This is a genomic window from Halobacillus trueperi, assembly GCF_003386945.1.
GTDB classification, from domain to species: Bacteria; Bacillota; Bacilli; order Bacillales; family Halobacillaceae; genus Halobacillus; species Halobacillus aidingensis.
This window is the reverse complement of record NZ_QUAE01000026.1, coordinates 1-18,915: the sequence shown is the minus strand read 5'-3', so window position 1 is coordinate 18,915 and position 18,915 is coordinate 1. Positions and strand designations below refer to the sequence as shown.

Here is an 18,915-nt window from a genome sequence, read left to right as displayed (position 1 = left end):
TACCTGACCAGGTCATCCAGAATATGGATGACCTGGTCTTCCTTTTTTAAACAAGAAAGCGCTTTTATGTCAACTTTTCTAACATACTATCAAAAAGTGTATTGATTTTTCAGAATATTTATCTTATAGTTAGATTTAATTACTTACTCATTGTGTTAAGAAACCTTACACAATGTAAAAGGTGGAGGCAATCATCCGTCCCGAAGCATTCCAGGATTTGAGGCAGAGCCTGGATGAACTAGGCGTGAAAGGACTAACGGTATCAGAAGTTGCCGGATGCGGTCAGCAAAAAGGCCAGGAAGGAATCTTCAGAGGCAGTCGTTTTGAAATTAAGCTCTATCCAAAAGTAAAGGTAGAAATGGTCGTCGAAAACAGCGAACTAGGTTCAGTGATTGATGTCATCATCAATACCTGCGCTACAGATGAAGTCGGCGACGGAAAAATTTTCGTTTCTACGATTGATGAAGTGTTCCGCATCCGAACAGGAGAAACTGGCAAACAAGCACTAATCTAATACTTTATTTCGAAAGGAAGAATTCATTTATGAAAAAAATCGTCCCTCTGCTCCTATTTGCTCTTCTAGGATTCCCAGTTGTCGCAAGCGCTGAAACAGCAATCTCTGCAGAGTCCGTTCTGCAATCCGTCGACATGGTATGGGTCATGATTGCCGCTTTCTTAGTATTCTTCATGCACGCAGGCTTCGCCATGGTCGAAGCCGGATTCACCCGTTCAAAGAATGCACTGAACATCCTGATGAAGAACTTCATGACGATGTCCATCGCTGCTGTCCTTTATTTTGTCGTTGGTTACGGTATCATGTTTGGTACTTCCGGTGGTGGGATCATCGGAATTGACGGTTTCCTCTTAAGCGGTCAAGAAGATCAAATCGGGTTCTTCGTTTTCCAAGCGGTATTCGCAGCTACGTGTGCCACGATCATTTCCGGTGCCGTCGCTGAACGTATGAAACTAGGATCCTACCTTCTCCTTACTGTGGTTATGACCGGCTTCATTTACCCTGTCGTTGGACACTGGGTCTGGGGTGGAGGATGGCTTTCCGAGCTAGGATTTGTTGATTTTGCCGGTTCGACAGTCGTCCACTTAACAGGCGCGCTAGGCGCTATCGTCACTGTCATGTTCCTCGGACCACGTCTTGGTAAATACAGTGGTAAGAAGGTAAACGTCATCCCCGGTCATAACATTCCTTTAGGCGCTCTTGGTGTCTTCATCTTATGGTTCGGCTGGTTCGGATTTAACGGCGGAAGTACACTAGCTGCCGATCCGTCTCTTGTTCCTTCCGTTATCGCAACCACTCTGTTGTCTGCATCAGCAGGAATTATCAGCTCCGCCTTTTATTCTTACGCTAAGTTCAAACGCATTGACGCTTCTCTTACTTTGAATGGTGCACTCGCAGGCTTAGTAGGGATCACAGCAGGTACAGCCAACGTTTCTTTAGGCGGGGCTCTTGCCATCGGTTTGATCGCCGGTATTATTTTAGTAGAAGCCGTCCAGTTTCTTGATCGAGTCGTTCGCATTGATGATCCCGTCGGTGCCATCGCTGTTCACGGAATTTGCGGCATTTGGGGTACAATCGCTGTCGGTCTTTTCGCTGTGGAAGGTGGTCTCTTCTACGGTGGTGGCGCAAGCCTTCTAGGCATTCAGGCGATCGGTGTCCTAGCTGTCATTGCCTGGACAATGCTAACAACCGCAGCCGTTGTCTTCATCGTTAAAAGCACCGTCGGCATCCGCGTTTCCAGACAGGAGGAAATATCCGGACTCGACTTCTCCGAGCACGGATCCCAGGCCTACGAAACAAGCCGTGGAATCTTCAACGAGAACATCAACCCAAGCACAGGTAACGATTTCGGTGTCGGATTGCTCCACCGACTCGACGGTTTGAATTCTGAGTCTGAACCAAAAACAAAAACACCTACAGAGACAAAGACAGCACAATAAAATCACTGTGGATTCACCTTGGTTCCCCCCTACTATTCCAAGGTCAATCATATAAAAGACTCCGGCTCATCTTAAGGTGAGCTGGAGTTTTTAGTTCCTTCTGTCTATTTTGCGAACATACGTTCTTATTTATCGCAAAATATGGTATCCTTGTAGATAGATACCGTTCTCTATTTGAAGATAAAGACTGTGATAGAAAGGGTGTGAGGCCATCGATGAGCACATATGAATCCCTTATGATCATGTTAGCGTTCGGAACGTTCATCATTACGCTCCTTGCGCTCATCATAAAAATGAACAATAAAAAATAGACCTCCACACGTAGTGAAGGCCTAAAATCCATGATATGCGAACGGTATCTTGGCGACAGTTGCAGCTGTCGCCTTTTCACTTTTATTATAGCATAAATCCATGATAACTGAAGAGGAAGCTTCAGCTATTCTTCATAGAAGAATATGGAAATTATCGACAGAATGATCCAGTTCCACGTGAAACATTTTCCATCCCACTAATCACTCTCGGGCAGGATTCGCCGTGGTTTATTTACACCCCTCCACGCAAAAACAATCAGCCACGAAAAGAGCAAGGCAGAAAAGAATCCATACGGCGGAATGGTCGCAAGCATCCCCACACTACTCAAACGGCCGATACTCAACCCCTTCCACAATGCACTGCCAACGATACTGAATCCCATAAAGCTCGTCAAAATTAACGCCGTCTGTACCCAAGGCTTAAACTCAACCGATAACCAGAACCACCACAGGCACATCCAAACGAGCAAAAATGAAAAAATGACAACCGAAAGAATAATGGCTTCCGTTCCATACAAAAGACTGAAAAAACCGATGACTGGACTGACGAGAACCGTGATAACTAAAAAACGGTAAGGACGATCGACTTGCTTTTTCGGCTTAACTGCCATCTCTTTTCGGTACCGACCAAAGAAACCGGTGATCACCGCCAATAAAAAAACGACTCCATGAAAAAACAAAGCCAAAACAATCCATTCCCGTGGCGAAAATGAACCGAAATTTTTTACAGGGAGACGGGAGAAGAAAAGGAAAAGGCCAGCGAAAGCTAAATATAGAAAACCAGCATCAATGCTCAGCTCTTCCACTCTTGCCCCTTGACGCAACCGGAAACGCCAAACGCCTCCCACTGCCACGGATAATGTATAAATGAACCAAATCAATCCCCAAGCCGCTGCTTCCCAGCCCGACGGCATGGATAAAGATAGAACACCTGATATGGAAAATGGGAGCAAACATACGAGACACTGCCACAACCAATGATCCGCTCGATTTTCCCGAGAATCTTTGACTGCTTCTTCAAGTAAAAGCGGAACAAGGACAAATAAACTAAACCCTATCGAAAATTCCAGCCACTCAATAGAAAAGGAGAATTTCCATATCAGCCATAAGAAAAACCCTACAACAGCAAGCCAACGTCCAGGTCTTTGCATTCCATACCCCTCCGATAATCGCAGAGGATCGCATACACCCACGATCCTCCCTCTTTTTTTATAAAGGAAAACGGTGATGTCTATCGAATACATAGATAAGATCATAAGAAATCAAGCAAAGCAAAAACTTATTCTCGGGGAGTGTCGTCTAAACAGATGAGGTGGGAAAAATTGATACACAACCAACGCTCACAATCTACATATGAACCCGAAGAACATGGTGAGGAACGGCTGGAAGAATGGATTCAAGAATACGGCCATGATTTAAAATGGCTCGCTTATTCGTATGTAAAAGATTATGCGATTGCCGAAGATATCACTCAAGAAACATTTATTAAAGCATACCAGAAATATGCCAGTTTCAAAAAAGAATCGACCATTAAAACATGGTTGTACAAAATTACCATTAACTTGTGTAAGGATCATTTAAAAAGTTCTTACATGAAGAGGGTCGTCAAAAAAGGCACGGAACTATTCCGCTCCATCCCCTCAACAAAGGAGACGCCGGAAGAATTCGTGTTGCAGCAGGACGAGGATGAAACCCTGCTGGCACATGTCCTGAAGCTTGAAGATAAATACAGAGAAATCATCATTCTATATTACTTTGAAGAGTTCGACATCAATGAATTGGCGAACGTACTGAATACAAGTCCGAACACAGTAAAGACTCGCTTAAGACGCGCACGCCAACTACTGCAAGAAAGGTTAACATCGGAAGGGAGTTCCCAGAGTGAGTGATTTGATTGATCGTAAATTAAAAAAAATGGACCAGAAAGTGAAATATGATCAAGTCCCATTTGATGAAAGACATATGAAAAAAATGGTCTTGAAATCTTCCCAAAAAAAGATACAAAAGCAACCACACGCGGGCACGAAGACTTTCCTCATCCCAACGGCAGCCCTTCTCCTTTTTACAGGCTGGCAACTTTCACAAAACCAACAACCACCGGAAACAGCTGGTTTGTTGATGACCAAAGACACCGTTCCCGAGCTGAAAACAGCAGCTGTAGAGCCACCATCTACTTTTGTTAAAGCAGATAATTCTCAAAAACATATGACGTCGATGATGGTCAGGGAAACGTACGTCATTCATGAGGATGAGCAGTTTTTCCAAACGGCAAAGAGAGTAACACCTAAGGAGCTCGGAGAAGTAATCGGAACCATCAATCACAAAAATCCCGGGGAGGAGTCTGACGCTTTAGAGAGCGTAACCGCTTTTCTCCCTGAAACGAAAATTTACAGAATCAAAGGAGAAGAAGACAAAAATCGAATCGCCATCCGCAGTTGGAGAAGCACAGGCATAGGATCTGTAACGGCCAGCACACAAGGCTACTTTGTATTTGAAAAAGTTCAGATGAACCACAAAGAAGACAGTTGATCCCTTATACGGAGGGCCACCGTTACTTGCAGCTCTCCTTTAAATTAAAACTCACAATTGCTGAAGAATATTACTACCTATCACGCTCCAAATAATCTTTCAATCGATCAAGAGACCGATAGATATCTTCCTTGATTTTCGGATTATAAAAAACGGCCGCCGGATGATAGAGGGGAACAATGGTATATTCTTCCGCAGACTTTCTATATCCCCCTTCTTCTTCCTTCTGGACAGGGGTACGGATGGCTTCACCAACGACATCACTGATTTTCCCTTTGTCACCGGTCAACCGTTCATAAGCCACTCCTCCAAGAGCGATAATGATGTCAGGCTTCATTTGTTCAATTTGATAATCGAGAAGTTTGGCATGAGCATAGATTTCTTTTTGATTTGGTTTGCGGTTAGCTTTCCGTTTGCCTCCCATACCCTTCTTGTTCGTCTTCACCCATTTGTAGGGCCGGCTTCTTATTACACTCGTGATATAAACATCTTCTCTGGCCATACCGAGATAGTCGAGCTGTTTGTCCAGTTCATCGCCCGCCCTTCCAATAAAGGGCTCCCCTTTAATCGCTTCATTTTCACCAGGTGCTTCGCCGACAATCATGACCCTGCCACGATCATCCCCTTTGCCAAGAACGAAACCTTCTACATCATAAGGTTCCATCCTCTTTTTTGCTTCATTTACTAACCGTTCGGGCCACTCCATCCACTCACCCACCTTTCGCTTCACATCTTCCTCTTCTATTTCTTTCGTCTAGAGTCGAAAAAATTCTAATCCATTGGACAAACAACTTCCTCCACTCCGGGGAGCCAATTCTTATCATTTCATTTGAAACGCTAGATACGTAGTAACAAAATAGCTCACAATAATTAAGAAGGAAGGAATCAAGTAATTCCATGCACGAACATTCTTGCGTGTAATACTGTAGATGATTAATAGAATGAACACGATGGACGTTATCCCTGTGATCATGTTTGCAGGAGACGATTGTTGTAAAAGATTCCCTTTAAAGTAAATAAAATCTGTAATCGCAAGAATCATCAGGTTGAAGGCATTACTTCCGAGCAACGAGCTGATTCCAAGATTGAAGTTCCTGAGCTTGAGCGCTGTCCCTACACTGACAGCATCAGGTAATGACGTGCTGATCGCCACTAAGAATGCACCGATAAAGGACGCACCGATCCCCGTTATGACGGATATCCGCTCAGCCGTAATGGTCAATACGCTACCAATAACCATAATTAGAAAAGCATATAGAACAAAGCGCCAAAGCACCTGTTTGTATGAATAGTCCTTGTATCGTTCATTTTGTCGTTTCACTTTTCTACCTTGGTATTCTGTCCGGTCATTGATGAACTTTGAACCAACAAAGTAAAGAACCACAATGACAATCGACGTGTAACTAATGTGGAAAACATGGGTCGGCAAGGTCAAACTCAAACCGGCCATGACGATGAGTGTCATAAAGATCACAAGCCAGCCATATAACTTACTTTCCACCGTTGCATGCGTCAATATTTGATAGCGGCGATAGACAATGTCAAAAATCGCAAGACCCATGATGTTGAACAGGTTGCTTCCGATCAAGTTTCCAACAGCCAAGTCAGGGCTGTCGATGACAATCGCCGTAACACTTGAGGTTAATTCAGGCAGCGAGATGGCTATACCAATGATCGCTCCCATGAAAGCGGAAGATGCTTTCGTTTTTTCTTTTACCGCATCCCCAAATATTGCAAGCCTTGAGGCTATGAAAAAGGTTAAGATTCCTGATATAAAAAACAGAGCAAAAATCATCCAGTCGCTCATAAAAAAACTCCTTCAAATCAACTTCAATATGGCATTTTTCAACCATTCCCTTCCCTCTGCCCCGGTAAACAGTAAATGAATGGAACGCGAGAAGTCTTCCCCCTTTCTCATACAGAAAGCTCAGTGCCTCCGCGGCGCTGAGCTTTCTTTTACTGGTGAACGGGTTCTGTTTCTCTCTCTTTAATCAAGTCGGCAGTCAGCTGTCCCGACAATGTTACCATCGGTACACCTCCACCCGGGTGAGTAGAGCCACCGACAAAATAAAGGCCGTCGTAAATTTGACTCTTGGATGGTATCTTAAATCCACCATTGGACTTGCGGTCAGCCGCTATCCCGTAAATAGAGCCACCGTTCGGGCCATATAAGGCCTCGAGATCTTCAGGAGTAAAACGATACTCAAACTCAATTGAATCACGCAACCCTTCCATGCCCATGCGCTCTAACTTATCCAACACCGTTTCGCGGTAGGCATCCCAGTCGATCGGTTTACGCTTTTTGTTTTCGAGCGGCGGAACGTGCGTCAGTACAAAAAGATTGTCTTTCCCTTCAGGCGCTTGCGTTTCATCAGACCTTGCCGAAATTCCGATATAGATTGTCGGATCATCCGCAGGCTTCCCTTCTTCAAAGATCTGTTTGAATTCTTTTTCCGGATCTTCGGAGAAAAGGAAGTTATGATGCTTTAAGTTCTCGAATTTACGATCCGTTCCAAGCAATAGCACAAGTCCTGATACGGTCGGGTCGAACTTTTTCTCGAGAGCTTTTGTTTCTTTCTTCACTTTGGATGTTTGTGGAGCCAGCTTCCGATATGCCGGGATGACCTCAAGGTTAGAGATGACAACATCCGCTTCGTGAATCGTTCCCTCAGCCGTTTCTACACCAATAACACGATCACCATCAACGACAAATCGCTGGACTGGAGTATTCAATTCCACATCGATACGCAGCTCTTCCATAAGACGTCCCATACCTTCAGCAATTTTGTACATGCCGCCTTTAACATAATGGATGCCAAGCCCAAGCTGAACATAGACAAGCTGATTTAAAATAGCCGGTGTAGCGTAAGGATTGGATCCTACATACATCACAAAATAATTGAACAGCTGCTCCAAATATTTGTTATCAAAGTGCTTGTGCGTCGCTTTCGCTACCGTATTCATCGGATCCATCTGGAATAATTCACTTAATTTATGATGTTTCTTCAAATCTTTCAAGTCTTCGATACTATATTTATAAAAACTCTTCATACAGAGTTCATACATATCCTGACTGTAGGACAAGAAATCGGTCAGCTTTCGGTTCGGCCGTTCCGTAACCTTGGCCATCTCCTCAAGCATATTAGGTAGATCGCTCGTTACGTCGAGTTGTGTGCCATCTTCGAAAAATGTGCGCCACTGCGGTTCGACACGTTCTACAGTGATATAGTCCTCAAGACGGCGATGCACACTTTCAAATAGCTGCTCAAGAACCCAAGGCATCGTCAATATGGATGGTCCAGTATCAAACGTGAACCCTTTCCCCTCTCTGCGGTTCAGCTTTCCACCTATGTTGCTGTTTTTTTCAATGATTTTCACATCATAACCATCTGCTGACAGTCGAATTGCTGCTGACATACCACCTAAACCTGCTCCCACTACAACCGCTGTTTTCTTTTTCAAAACCATCCACCTCCAAAATTAATAGACAAAAGGAATCAGCCGGTACCTCGAACGGCACCATTTCCTGTACCTTTCCCCATGCTGCTCCACGAGCATCGCTTCTTCGAGCTTAATTCTATGTAGTAATGCGATCGTCATGAAAATTCCACATAGGAGTGCTGCATACAGGTTGCCGAGTCCTGAACAAAACCCAATAATGATGAATAAAAGCCCTGTATAAAGAGGGTGTCTGAGCAGACGGTAAGGACCACTACTTACGAGGCGGTCTCCTTCTTGAACAGAGACATTGCGCGTAAATTGATCTTTCAGATGAAGAATCCCCCAATATCTAAGACCTACTCCAAGGGCGTATAAGACCAACCCCATCCACCAGATTCCTCGATGATGAATAATCCCAATGTCCCATTCCTGCATAAAGAGAGAAAATACGAGCGTCACGACCACGGCCGCGAGGATCAGCAGAAAAGAGCGGCGTTCATAAGAACCACTTTCTCCCGACCGATCATTTCTGAAGATAAAAAACTCTGCCAGCCAAAAGGCCGTCACTACTAAAAACAATCCATCAAACAGGGTCATGGAGCACCCGCCCTCTCTGGATACTATCTTCCATTGTTCCCTTTACATTCTGCAGATAAACCGTAGCTTCCCACTCATTTTCAAACATTCCGCCCCCTTCCTACCCTCGCATAATTGTTCAGTTTCCATTACAATAGCAACAATAATGAAAAAGGGGTTAAAGAAGTTGGACATTTTTTATAGTGTTTTTATCATTTCCGCAGTCATCGCCACTTTCTTAGTGATCTTTAAAAAAATTACAAAGTCCACGTATTGGACAATGGCGATTGTAGGCGTCTTATACATAACCATTCTATTATTCAGTTTTTTCTACGATTCTCCTTAAAAATTCTTGTTTTGTTTATTGATAGCTTCACGGATATGATAGAGTTCCGCGTACATGGCCGTAGCATACACACTGATGATACTTAAGAACATAGAAAGGACGAAAACGGAACCATCAAGACCGAATCCGAGAACGGATGAAAATCCTATGATAGCACCAATAATGACACCGATTCCTGTTAGAAAGATTATTTTTTGTAACGTCACTGAATAAAACATCGTATCACCTCTTCCAAGTTATCTATCTGTTACTATACCCATCAGAGGCTTTGGATACACGTCACCCCTCTCCCATTCTTCCTTACTTATATTCTGCTTTCTCAAACGAAACCCTTTATGTCCAAACAACAAACCTAGTAGCTTTCCATAAAAAAAGCCCAGCTACCTCAAAAGGGCAGTAGGACTCCTCTTATTTTTAATTCCCAACCTTCCACAAACGCTCCTTATTCTTGAAGTATCAGTTTCGAGGCTTTTATTGAGTGGATGGGGGCTGCGAGACTCCCGCGGGAGAAGGAGATAGGCAAGATCCCGCAGGACGTAGTCCGAGGAAGCTCGTCGCTCCCCCACAGGAAAGTGTTCAAATGCGGAATCGCACTGGGAGTGTCTGGGCGAGGGAGCTAGACGAGTTGCTTCCCAGCCACCCCTATCGCTCAACTCAGCAACGAACCCCTAAACATCTCGAAATCAAGTCTTCCACTACCCTGCCATTTAGTTTAATAATTTTTAAAGGAAGAATAAGTCCATTGGAGATATAATTTTATAAAAATAAAAAAAGTGCAACCAAAAAGGTTGCACTTTTGTTTATTATGCTTTATGCTTCCATACGTTTGGCATCTTCATCAATGCCGTGTTTTCTTTCAGATTCAGCGACTACGACGGCACATGCTGCGTCACCTGTGATGTTCAAGGATGTACGTAACATATCGAGCAGTCGGTCGATACCAATAATCAGCGCGATTCCTTCGACAGGCAGGGATACTTGGTTAAGAACCATAGCTAGCATGATCAATCCTACACCAGGGACTCCCGCAGTACCGATACTCGCAAGAACTGCCGTCAGAACGACCATGACCAGTTGCGCAAATGCAAGATCTGAACCATAAACTTGAGCGATGAAAATCGTCGCCACACCCTGCATAATCGCTGTACCGTCCATATTGATGGTTGCACCTAAAGGCTGGACAAAACTACTGACAGGCTTCGGTACATTCAAGTTTTCCTGTGCTGTTTTCATGGAAATCGGTAGCGTTGAACTACTGCTTGACGTACTGAAACCGACCGTCATCGCAGGGAAGAACCCTTTGACGAACTTGATTGGATTCATCTTTCCAAGGAAAGCGACCGCAGAACCGTACGTCACCACTCCGTGGATGATCAACCCCAGGATGACGACAATCATGTACATCCCCATCCCTTTCATACCGTCGATCCCCATCGTTCCGATTGCAGAAGCGAGGAGACCGAAAGCACCATAAGGAGCAAAGCGCATGATCAAGTTTACAAGGAACATCATGATTTCATTTCCTTGTTCGACAAGCTTGTAAATCCCTTCTGTCTTCTTGCCTAGCATCGCTAGTGCGAAACCGATAAAGATAGCGAAGGCAATAATCTGAAGCATGTTCCCTTCTGTCATTGCCTGAATCGGGTTTGTTGGGATGATGTTCGTAAATGTTTCAACGACACCAGGCGCTTCTTGAGCTTCATACTCTGCACCGGCAGGGTTGATATCAACATTTCCCGGTTGGAAGAGATAGGCTAGAGAAATCGCGATACTAATTGCAATCGTCGTTGTGACAAGGAAGAATGCAATGGTTTTCCCACCGATTCTACCTAGTTTCTTAGGGTCGCCAAGAGAAGCGGTACCTAGGGTGATAGAAAAGAACACGATCGGTACAACCAGCATTTTAATGAGATTTAAGAATACCGTACCTAAAGGACCGAAAACATAAGCATCTAACGTACTGAACAGATCCGGTGCAGCTAAATGCAGACCCAGGCCTACAATCGCACCAAGAATCAAACCTATAAAAATCTTGGTTGTTAGTTTCATGAAGTAACCTCCTACAACATTATGAAAACGCTTACTTATTATTTTGTTTAAAAAGTGAAAAATTTCAAAGGCGACATGTACCCAGTCATGTCAAAAAAGCATTAAAAAAAGACTTACTTACAATATGGGGTTCGGTACCTTTGAGCCTTGATATGAATGTGTTTCAGGCTCGTCATAGATGGTTGCAACCAGCGCGTGTGGAAATGTGCTTTATAAATTATAACATAGAATGAGTGAAAATTGAATAGAATTTGATGGCAGTTTCTTATACAACTATGTTCCAGTTGGTGTTGTACAACTTTCAATGGCCATTGAAACCGCGGGATACATAGTCATTTCTAGATTATGAGAATGTTTAGAATTTATTACATATTCATGAACTCCCCTTTATCCATGCATATAGTTTTATCCCGTTGCATAAAAAAACGGCCGCCTTTGCGACAGCCGTTCTTTATCAAGAATCCACTTTTTCCGCTTCCTCAATTCCCTCCGCAAACTTTCCCACTGATCTGGATTTTTGGAAGCTCTTCGATAAATTCTTACAGAAACTTTAGCCTTTTCCAACAGTCCATAACACGCTTTTGCTGAAAAACTTCCTCCGTAATGACCTATAGTGATGAACATTTTTTCAGCCCCATGTTATATCCTCTATTGTTGGGTTTTAGATTTCACATGCGTACGTATCGATGGTTCCCCGTAAGCGCTGGGCTTCTTTATACGTACAACGGTTATGAACCACCTCAAGTCCTGCTTCACTTGCGATCTGGGCCGCCTTCGGTGCGATGACGCCTTCTTGCAGCCAGAAGACGTCCGGACGTATATCCGCAGCTTCCTTAGCAATTTCAATGGCTGCTTCCGGACTGCGGAATACTTGGACGACATCGACTTTGAATGGAATCGATGTTAGATCTGGATACGCCTTCTCTCCAAGTACTTCTGTTTCTCTTGGATTCACAGGGACGATTTGGTACCCCAGCCTCTGCATTTTTCGAGCCAGACGATGACTCGGACGTGAAGGTTTTCCGCTCAACCCGACCACCGCCAAACGTTTTGGACGCGTTTCTCCATCTTCTTTGGTTTTGGAGGAGCTTAAAGCCCAATTGATGACTCCTTCATCATTTTCAGTAATCGCCGTTTGTTCCGTTTCTCTTCCTGTCGCTTTTGCAATGGCTCGATCAAGGTCATTGATCAAATCTTTGCTCGATTCGAGTCCTATAGATAAGCGAATCAATTCCTCTGTCACTCCACTTGCCGCAAGGTCTTCGACGGACAATTGCTGATGCGTCGTTGAAGCTGGATGGATGATCAATGATTTCGCATCTCCAACGTTTGCTACATGAGACCAGAGTGAAATATTATTGATCACTTGTCTCCCGGATTCCCTTCCGCCTTTGATGCCAAAGTTAACGATCGAACCATATCCTCCATCAAGGTAACGGTTGGCTAGCTCATGAGCGGGATGTGAGGGTAACCCTGGATACGAAACCCATTCCACATCAGGATGACCTTGTAAGTATTCCGCGATCTCCTGGGCATTGTCCCCGTGCCGGGCGACACGTAAATGCAACGTCTCCAACCCTTGCAATAACAAGAAAGCATTTTGCGGGCTCAAACATGAACCAAAGTCACGAAGCAGCTGGACACGCAGTTTCGTAATATAAGCAAGTGTTCCGAAATCGGCGGTATAAACGATTCCGTTATAACTGTCATCAGGCTCTGTGAAAACCGGATACTTGCCGTTTCCCCAATTGAACTGTCCTCCGTCTACGACAACTCCTCCAATGGCTGTACCGTGACCACCAATCCATTTCGTTGCAGAATGGATGACGATGTCGGCCCCGTGCTCAATTGGCCGGCATGTATAAGGGGTGGCGAATGTATTGTCAATTAAAAGGGGAAGGTCATGATCATGAGCTACGGCCGCCACCTTTTCAATATCCAGCACGTGAAGACTTGGATTTCCGATCGTTTCAGCGAAGACAGCTTTCGTTCGGTCTGTAATGGCTTTGCGGAAATTTTCTGGTTCCTCTGGGTCGACAAAACGGACTTTAATGCCATATCGCGGTAAAGTGTTAGCGAATAAATTATAAGTCCCGCCATAAAGGTTTGATGCGGCAACCACTTCATCTCCTGCACCTGCGATGTTCAGGATGGATAGAGCAATGGCAGACATTCCGGACGCCGTCGCAACGGAAGCGACTCCACCTTCTAGGAGGGCCATCCTTTTTTCAAAAACATCAACGGTCGGATTTCCGATACGGGAATAGATATTTCCAGGTTCATCGAGGGCAAAAAGGCTCTGGGCATGTTCTGTGTCATGGAAAACATAAGAGGTCGTTTGATAAATCGGCACCGCCCGAGATCCTGTCGTCGGATCGGGAGACTGTCCTCCGTGTAAAGAAATCGTATCTACATCATAGCTTTCAAATGAATTCGTCATGATTATTTCCTCCTCAAAAAGTTTTCTATTCTTATAGATATAGTTGTCTTTAAGCGTGTAAAAAGATTATGGACCTTTTTCCGAACAGCAAAAAACCCTCTTCCTAATAAGAAGAGGGTTTGTCATTTCGATTCCTCCTCTTATCTTCCAGATCAATCTGATCTGTAGGACTTAGCACCTTTTCAAACCGATGTTTGAAGGTTGCCGGGCTTCACAGGGCCTATTCCCTCAGCCTCTCTTGATAAGAGATGTATGCAGTTAATTGATTATGTTGAGAATTATAACGGACAAGAATCAGAAAAGTCAATTATTTTCGACAATTTATTTTTCCGAATCTGTTATCGCTTCTTTCAGCTGTTCAATAATATCTTCATGATCTTCAATTCCGATCGACAAACGAATCACATAATCATTGATGCCGATTTTCTCACGTTCAGCATTCGATAACGCACGATGAGACGTACGTACAGGATATGAAACCGTCGTTTCTACGCCCGCCAATGTAGGAGCAATTTTCACCCATCCGAGAGACCGGAAAAACGCCTCGATATCAATAGAATCATCAAGCTCGATGGTCACAATGGCTCCGTTTCCTCTTTCCGATACCTTTTCAGGATAATAGACGGTACGGACCGAATCATGGTCACCAAGGGCTGTTGCTACTTGTTTTGCATTGTGTGATTGTTTCTTCATCCTAAGACCTAAAGTTTTGGCTCCACGTTGAGTAAGCCATGCTTCGAAAGGGCTGAGATTCGCACCAAACGTGACAACTTTTTGGGTAGCGGCCTGAACCAAATCCTCATTCCCGACCAGCACTCCGCACGTCACGTCACTGTGACCACCTATATACTTCGTCCCACTATGTACGACAAGGTCGACGCCACGCGTGTACGGCTGCAATAAGTATGGGGTCGCGAACGTATTATCAACCATCGTTTTCACATTCTTTTTGCGAGCAAGAGCGACGAGGCCTTCAAGATCTTCCACCCGTAAAAAAGGATTTGAAATCGATTCCGTATAAAGCAGCTTCGTTTGGTCTGTGATCGCCTCTGAAACCTCCTCCAGATTTGAAAAAGAAACCATCGTTACATCAATCCCGAACGTGGGCAGCTCTTTGGTGATCAGCTTGTGTGAACCTCCATAAACATCCTCTGCGGCAACGATATGATCCCCGGGTTTTGCAACTGCGAGAATGCCGGCAAGGATGGCTGACATTCCGGATGAAGACGCTACTCCGGCTGGTGTTTCTTCCAGTTCAGCAACGGTTCCAGCAAGTTCATCTGTATTGGGGTTGCGCTCTCTCGTATATAAATAAGGGCTGTTTCCCTCATAATAACTTTCCAAGTGATCCAAATCTTTGAATGTAAAGGCGGACGTCTGGTAAATCGGTGTACTCTTGCTATTCGGTACAAGGCTTTGATCCGCCTTATGGTGGACTATTTTCGTATCAAAAGATGTATTCGTCATCGTTCGTCTCCTCTCTCTATCACTTAATCAAAAATTATATAGAACAAGCTGGAATATTGTCAAAGTTTTGCGACATATTCACGAATCGCTTGGAAAACATACCGCTCATATCCTTTCTCATGTGGGACAAGATTTTTACGATTCACTTCTTTTTCTTCACCATTAAGAATAGAGACCCCCTTCACGCTCCGTGGTATATCCATCAAACCTTCCATATCGTCCAGTGGCACAGAAACGATGTCCTTCACCTCTTCTCCGATCGTAAAGGTCCTGTCATTTGTCCATGGAAAGAGGTAAATGCGGCAAATCTCCCGGTCTACGAGAACCCCTTCCTTCAGTTCCTCCTTGTAATCGCCTTGATGGATTAACTCTTCGGGCACAACCGTCAAACCGACTTCCTCGTCAATTTCCCGGACACCAGCCAGAAGTACATCCTCCCCCGCTTCTATATGTCCTGCAGCGGTAATATCAAACAAGCTCGGGAAGTCCTTCTTGTGATCAGCTCTTTGTTGAAGCAATAAATGGATCGTTTCACCTTCCTTGTGGAACATCCAACAATGAAACGTTTCGTGCCAATCCCCGTCCAAATGCACCTTCTCCCTTTCTTTTATTCCAATTGGCTGCTCATTTTCATTATAAATGGTTAGCATTTCTGCCATAAGAATCCCCCTATACTCCAAATCCATTTGAATCGCTCTTCCTTTAATAGAAAGCATACTTGAAATAGACCTTCCCTGCATAAAGAAAATGCTCAGAGCCTGATACTCTGAGCGTGGGTCGACCGTATGCTTTCTTGCTAAAATGAATATCCATGATGAATACCCTCCAAAAGAGGTCACAGATCATGGACGGTTTTAGAGTGGTAAATTCGATGATCACTCATGTTAATTGTGTACAAGGCTTGCCGGTACAGGTTTACTGAAGTAATAGCCTTGATATTCATAACAGCCTTTTTGTTTTAAGTAAGCAATATGTTTACTTGTTTCCACACCTTCAGCAATGACTTGCAGGCCGAGACTTTTCGCCATACTGATGATGGCATTGACGATCGGCACCTCTTCCCCTCGTTCACCAATTTGATTGATGAAAGAACGATCGATTTTTATCGCATCCACAGGCAAACGGTTCAAATAACTGAGGGAAGAAAAACCGACACCGAAGTCATCCAGATGTACTTTAATCCCTTTTTTACGCAAACTGTTCAACGTGTCTGTGCTGCGGTCGAAATCTTGAAGGACCATCGTTTCCGTAATTTCGAGGATCAAGCTGTCAGGAGAAAGCCCTGAACTTTTGAGGGCTTCAAGCACTTTTCTGGGAAGATTTAAATCTTTGAACTGCTGGGCAGACAAATTCACCGATATTTTCAAATCCGGTCTACGATCTTCCACCTGCCATCTTTTTGTTTGCTGACAAGCTTCCTTCAATACCCATTCACCAATTTCTATGATCATCCCTGATTCTTCAGCAAGACTGATGAAATAATGGGGAGATAACAAACCGTAATCCGGATGGTTCCAACGGATGAGTGATTCATATCCGATCACCTGCGATGTTCTCCCGCACACTTGGGGTTGATAATGAAGCTCAAACTGATTGTTATCAAGAGCATGATGAAGGGATTGTTTCAAGTGAAGCTCTTCTCTCATCTGCTCACTCATCTTTTCTTCATAAACCGCATAGCGGTTCTTTCCGCTTCTCTTCGCTTTATGCATCGCTGCATCCGCATGGCGTAAAAGAGTCTCTCCGCTATAATGATCTCGAAGACGGGCCGGGGTGAACGCGACACCGATACTCACGGTATTGTAGAACTCTTTATCTCCAATAAGGAAAGGGCGTCGCATTGAATGAATAACGTAGTCACTGGCTTCCCTTAGTTCTTCAATGCTTCTGACATGTTTGAGGAGAACTACAAATTCATCACTGCTGATCCTGGAAATCACCGCATCATGCTTAGCGAATGTCTGCCTCAAGTAACGGGAGAACTGACGAAGCAGCTCATCCCCTTTCGTGTGCCCCCATGAATCATTGATCATTTTAAAATTGTCAATGTCGATGAGTAAGAGCGCAATGTTGTTCTCCTTTTCATTTATGAACTGAATTTCGTCTTCAAGGATTCCTGACAAATAGCTGCGCGTGACAAGCCCTGTCAAAGGGTCATACTGAGACAACATCTCCAGCTTCTTTTCCGCCTGCATCCGGGAAAGCTCATTCGCTGTCCGATCAGCAAAAATTTGAAAAAGAGCCTTGCTCAATGGCCCGCTCGTCTGTGTCCGGTTATCCATAATCGCAAGAATTCCGATCACTTCACCATCTGAATTAAGTAAAGCTTTCCCGTGATAACTCTCCACTCCATAATCGTTGATCGTGATATCTTCAGGGAAAAGTCTCCCTACATCATTAGGATAATAACATTCATGAGTCAACGTTACTTGCTCACAAGGCGTATCTTTTAACGCGTAGTGCAGCCCTGAACTAATCTCCCCTTTGTGAGACAAGGAGATCGCTGTCACTTGATCTTTGGCTTCTCCAGTCAATTCTCCGACCAGCACAGTTTCTACACCAAGCACAGAAGATAAATATTTCACAAGAAAGTCAAAGAACTCCTGTCCATTGTATGAAAGGAAAGCATCTCCGATTTCCACAATCGCTTTTTTAATCCGGCCCAATTCTTCAATGTAAGCAGAATCAGGAGCACCCATACCTGTATATCCCATAATCTTTCCATCTTCATCAAAGAAAGGCGTGACGATATCCTTCCTCCATTCGTACTTTCCATTGTTCAACACACGATAATTCATATAAAAAAAATGACGATCTTCTCTCGTCATCGCATGATGGTCCAAATATGCTAAATCATCCTTATGTATGAGTTGCATTAGATCATGCCGGTCCAAGATGGTTGAATCCAGCTTCCATTGATCTTTCAACCTTTCACTCACATAGATGTTCTCTTTTTCTATATCCAAGAACCATATAGGGATGGAAAGCTGCTTTAGTGTATCCCATGGATGTTCAATGATCCGAGCCATTCCGTTCACCTACTCCAAAAATTTTATTCCCTCTTCCTAAATATCGGAAAATTAGAACTAAAGTTTAATCCTTTTTTCACGAGGAAAACTACCTAAAAAGGAGGAAGTTTCTATGAAACAGAAAAAACAAAGACGAGGTACTGTCGAACAGACCAATGAAATGGCACAAGTGTTCAACCGAAAGTTGAGCTACAACCAATCCTTCTCCCATCAGGCAGATGATTCGGAAGTCCATTCTGAAAGCGATGCTCTCTACCACCACTATTCCGATGATGAAGATTAAGAAAGTGATCTCGAGTGCGAGATCACTTTTTTAGTGCCCCCCTCCTTAATGACCGAAAATTCTGTTATCATATGAGTGAAACACCTACAAATTTTTACAATAATCTCTAGAACACTGTGATTTTTTAAAGTTATTAAAGAATATGGCAGGATTGCGGAAGACTTGATTTCGAGATGTTTCGGGGTTCGTTGCTTGGGATGAGCGTCAGGGGTGGCTGGGAAGCTACTCGCTTTCCTGTGGGGGAGTGGTGAGCTTCCTCGGACTACGTCCTGTGGGATCTCACCTATCTCCTTTCTCCCACGGGAGTCTCGCAGCTTCCCAACCACCCCCTACCATGAAAGTGAGAAACGAACCCATTTACTGTGGGAGGGTGCCTTCCACTATCCTGGTCTTATACGCAAAAAGCGCTCTATAACAAGCTTTTCGCATGCAGAATAGTGTGCTTAGGAGTTGATTCTCCTCCAATAACCATGTGCATAAAAGCAGCTAAT

The 18,915-nt window shown here is 44.1% G+C and carries 18 protein-coding genes and 1 riboswitch; of the genes, 7 read left to right on the top strand and 11 right to left on the bottom strand.

Going from position 1 to position 18,915, the window contains the following annotated elements:
• The first annotated feature begins 181 nt into the window (after positions 1-181).
• From DYE48_RS18820 to DYE48_RS18810, 3 genes are all read left to right on the top strand, one after another.
• The gene (locus DYE48_RS18820; protein ID WP_244199481.1) at positions 182-514 is read left to right on the top strand and encodes a P-II family nitrogen regulator; all 333 of its coding nucleotides are present in this window, start codon (positions 182-184) and stop codon (positions 512-514) included.
• A 29-nt stretch (positions 515-543) separates the two neighbouring features.
• Complete coding sequence (locus tag DYE48_RS18815) at positions 544-1,953, top strand: ammonium transporter (RefSeq protein ID WP_115824912.1); 1,410 nt, start codon at positions 544-546, stop codon at positions 1,951-1,953.
• 215 nt (positions 1,954-2,168) lie between these two features.
• On the top strand, positions 2,169-2,264 hold the full coding sequence (locus DYE48_RS18810; RefSeq protein ID WP_075037849.1) for a putative holin-like toxin: 96 nt from the start codon (positions 2,169-2,171) through the stop codon (positions 2,262-2,264).
• A gap of 197 nt (positions 2,265-2,461) precedes the next feature.
• Here the strand turns inward: DYE48_RS18810 and DYE48_RS18805 are convergent, their stop codons facing one another.
• A complete protein-coding gene (locus tag DYE48_RS18805; RefSeq protein ID WP_167449557.1) occupies positions 2,462-3,415 on the bottom strand; it encodes a YndJ family transporter in 954 nt (317 codons plus the stop codon).
• Between the two features lie 171 nt (positions 3,416-3,586).
• On the opposite strand from DYE48_RS18805, the gene DYE48_RS18800 reads away from it, so the two are divergent.
• Both DYE48_RS18800 and DYE48_RS18795 read left to right on the top strand, forming a co-directional pair.
• On the top strand, positions 3,587-4,153 hold the full coding sequence (locus tag DYE48_RS18800) for a sigma-70 family RNA polymerase sigma factor (protein WP_208639670.1): 567 nt from the start codon (positions 3,587-3,589) through the stop codon (positions 4,151-4,153).
• Entirely contained in the window at positions 4,146-4,793 is a 648-nt protein-coding gene (locus tag DYE48_RS18795) for a hypothetical protein (RefSeq protein WP_115824909.1), read from the top strand. The genes DYE48_RS18800 and DYE48_RS18795 overlap by 8 nt, the downstream gene beginning before the upstream one ends.
• 73 nt (positions 4,794-4,866) lie before the next feature.
• On the opposite strand, the gene DYE48_RS18790 is transcribed toward DYE48_RS18795, so the two are convergent.
• The 4 genes from DYE48_RS18790 to DYE48_RS18775 form a co-directional block, all read right to left on the bottom strand.
• Complete coding sequence (locus tag DYE48_RS18790) at positions 4,867-5,523, bottom strand: uracil-DNA glycosylase (RefSeq protein WP_244199480.1); 657 nt, start codon at positions 5,521-5,523, stop codon at positions 4,867-4,869.
• A 90-nt stretch (positions 5,524-5,613) separates the two neighbouring features.
• Positions 5,614-6,600, bottom strand: a complete 987-nt coding sequence (locus DYE48_RS18785) for a sodium:calcium antiporter (protein ID WP_089654742.1) — start codon at positions 6,598-6,600, stop codon at positions 5,614-5,616.
• Positions 6,601-6,749: 149 nt separating this feature from the next.
• Positions 6,750-8,261 (bottom strand): phytoene desaturase family protein, encoded by a 1,512-nt coding sequence (locus tag DYE48_RS18780; RefSeq protein WP_115824907.1) that lies wholly within the window; start codon positions 8,259-8,261, stop codon positions 6,750-6,752.
• Between the two features lie 12 nt (positions 8,262-8,273).
• The gene (locus tag DYE48_RS18775) at positions 8,274-8,831 is read right to left on the bottom strand and encodes a methyltransferase family protein (RefSeq protein WP_115824906.1); all 558 of its coding nucleotides are present in this window, start codon (positions 8,829-8,831) and stop codon (positions 8,274-8,276) included.
• A 166-nt stretch (positions 8,832-8,997) separates the two neighbouring features.
• Between DYE48_RS18775 and DYE48_RS21275 the strand changes: the two genes are divergently transcribed.
• A complete protein-coding gene (locus DYE48_RS21275; protein WP_167449556.1) occupies positions 8,998-9,156 on the top strand; it encodes a hypothetical protein in 159 nt (52 codons plus the stop codon).
• Here the strand turns inward: DYE48_RS21275 and DYE48_RS18770 are convergent.
• The 6 genes from DYE48_RS18770 to DYE48_RS18740 all read right to left on the bottom strand — a co-directional run bounded on the left by DYE48_RS18770 (position 9,153) and on the right by DYE48_RS18740 (position 18,141).
• Complete coding sequence (locus DYE48_RS18770; RefSeq protein WP_115824905.1) at positions 9,153-9,374, bottom strand: hypothetical protein; 222 nt, start codon at positions 9,372-9,374, stop codon at positions 9,153-9,155. The two genes, DYE48_RS21275 and DYE48_RS18770, sit on opposite strands and share 4 nt — an antisense overlap.
• Before the next feature lie 592 nt (positions 9,375-9,966).
• Positions 9,967-11,205 (bottom strand): dicarboxylate/amino acid:cation symporter, encoded by a 1,239-nt coding sequence (locus DYE48_RS18765; protein WP_115824904.1) that lies wholly within the window; start codon positions 11,203-11,205, stop codon positions 9,967-9,969.
• A 661-nt stretch (positions 11,206-11,866) separates the two neighbouring features.
• The gene (locus tag DYE48_RS18755) at positions 11,867-13,645 is read right to left on the bottom strand and encodes a PLP-dependent aspartate aminotransferase family protein (protein WP_115824902.1); all 1,779 of its coding nucleotides are present in this window, start codon (positions 13,643-13,645) and stop codon (positions 11,867-11,869) included.
• Between the two features lie 137 nt (positions 13,646-13,782).
• Positions 13,783-13,893: riboswitch (SAM riboswitch) on the bottom strand.
• Positions 13,894-13,966: 73 nt separating this feature from the next.
• On the bottom strand, positions 13,967-15,112 hold the full coding sequence (locus DYE48_RS18750) for a trans-sulfuration enzyme family protein (protein ID WP_115824901.1): 1,146 nt from the start codon (positions 15,110-15,112) through the stop codon (positions 13,967-13,969).
• A gap of 59 nt (positions 15,113-15,171) precedes the next feature.
• Positions 15,172-15,771 (bottom strand): NUDIX hydrolase, encoded by a 600-nt coding sequence (locus DYE48_RS18745; RefSeq protein WP_167449555.1) that lies wholly within the window; start codon positions 15,769-15,771, stop codon positions 15,172-15,174.
• A gap of 225 nt (positions 15,772-15,996) precedes the next feature.
• Complete coding sequence (locus tag DYE48_RS18740; RefSeq protein ID WP_115824899.1) at positions 15,997-18,141, bottom strand: EAL domain-containing protein; 2,145 nt, start codon at positions 18,139-18,141, stop codon at positions 15,997-15,999.
• A 112-nt stretch (positions 18,142-18,253) separates the two neighbouring features.
• Between DYE48_RS18740 and DYE48_RS21270 the strand changes: the two genes are divergently transcribed.
• On the top strand, positions 18,254-18,424 hold the full coding sequence (locus DYE48_RS21270; protein WP_167449554.1) for a hypothetical protein: 171 nt from the start codon (positions 18,254-18,256) through the stop codon (positions 18,422-18,424).
• The last annotated feature ends 491 nt before the right edge of the window (positions 18,425-18,915 follow it).

Excerpts from the sequence above, each read along its gene's own strand:
- DYE48_RS18815 (WP_115824912.1), top strand. The coding sequence starts at position 544 with ATGAAAAAAATCGTCCCTCTGCTCCTATTTGCTCTTCTAGGATTCCCA.
- DYE48_RS18810 (WP_075037849.1), top strand. The coding sequence starts at position 2,169 with ATGAGCACATATGAATCCCTTATGATCATGTTAGCGTTCGGAACGTTC.
- DYE48_RS18805 (WP_167449557.1), bottom strand. The coding sequence starts at position 3,415 with ATGCAAAGACCTGGACGTTGGCTTGCTGTTGTAGGGTTTTTCTTATGG.
- DYE48_RS18785 (WP_089654742.1), bottom strand. The coding sequence starts at position 6,600 with ATGAGCGACTGGATGATTTTTGCTCTGTTTTTTATATCAGGAATCTTA.
- DYE48_RS18780 (WP_115824907.1), bottom strand. The coding sequence starts at position 8,261 with ATGGTTTTGAAAAAGAAAACAGCGGTTGTAGTGGGAGCAGGTTTAGGT.
- DYE48_RS18775 (WP_115824906.1), bottom strand. The coding sequence starts at position 8,831 with ATGACCCTGTTTGATGGATTGTTTTTAGTAGTGACGGCCTTTTGGCTG.
- DYE48_RS18770 (WP_115824905.1), bottom strand. The coding sequence starts at position 9,374 with ATGTTTTATTCAGTGACGTTACAAAAAATAATCTTTCTAACAGGAATC.
- DYE48_RS18765 (WP_115824904.1), bottom strand. The coding sequence starts at position 11,205 with ATGAAACTAACAACCAAGATTTTTATAGGTTTGATTCTTGGTGCGATT.
- DYE48_RS18755 (WP_115824902.1), bottom strand. The coding sequence starts at position 13,645 with ATGACGAATTCATTTGAAAGCTATGATGTAGATACGATTTCTTTACAC.
- DYE48_RS18750 (WP_115824901.1), bottom strand. The coding sequence starts at position 15,112 with ATGACGAATACATCTTTTGATACGAAAATAGTCCACCATAAGGCGGAT.
- DYE48_RS18745 (WP_167449555.1), bottom strand. The coding sequence starts at position 15,771 with ATGGCAGAAATGCTAACCATTTATAATGAAAATGAGCAGCCAATTGGA.
- DYE48_RS18740 (WP_115824899.1), bottom strand. The coding sequence starts at position 18,141 with ATGGCTCGGATCATTGAACATCCATGGGATACACTAAAGCAGCTTTCC.
- DYE48_RS21270 (WP_167449554.1), top strand. The coding sequence starts at position 18,254 with ATGAAACAGAAAAAACAAAGACGAGGTACTGTCGAACAGACCAATGAA.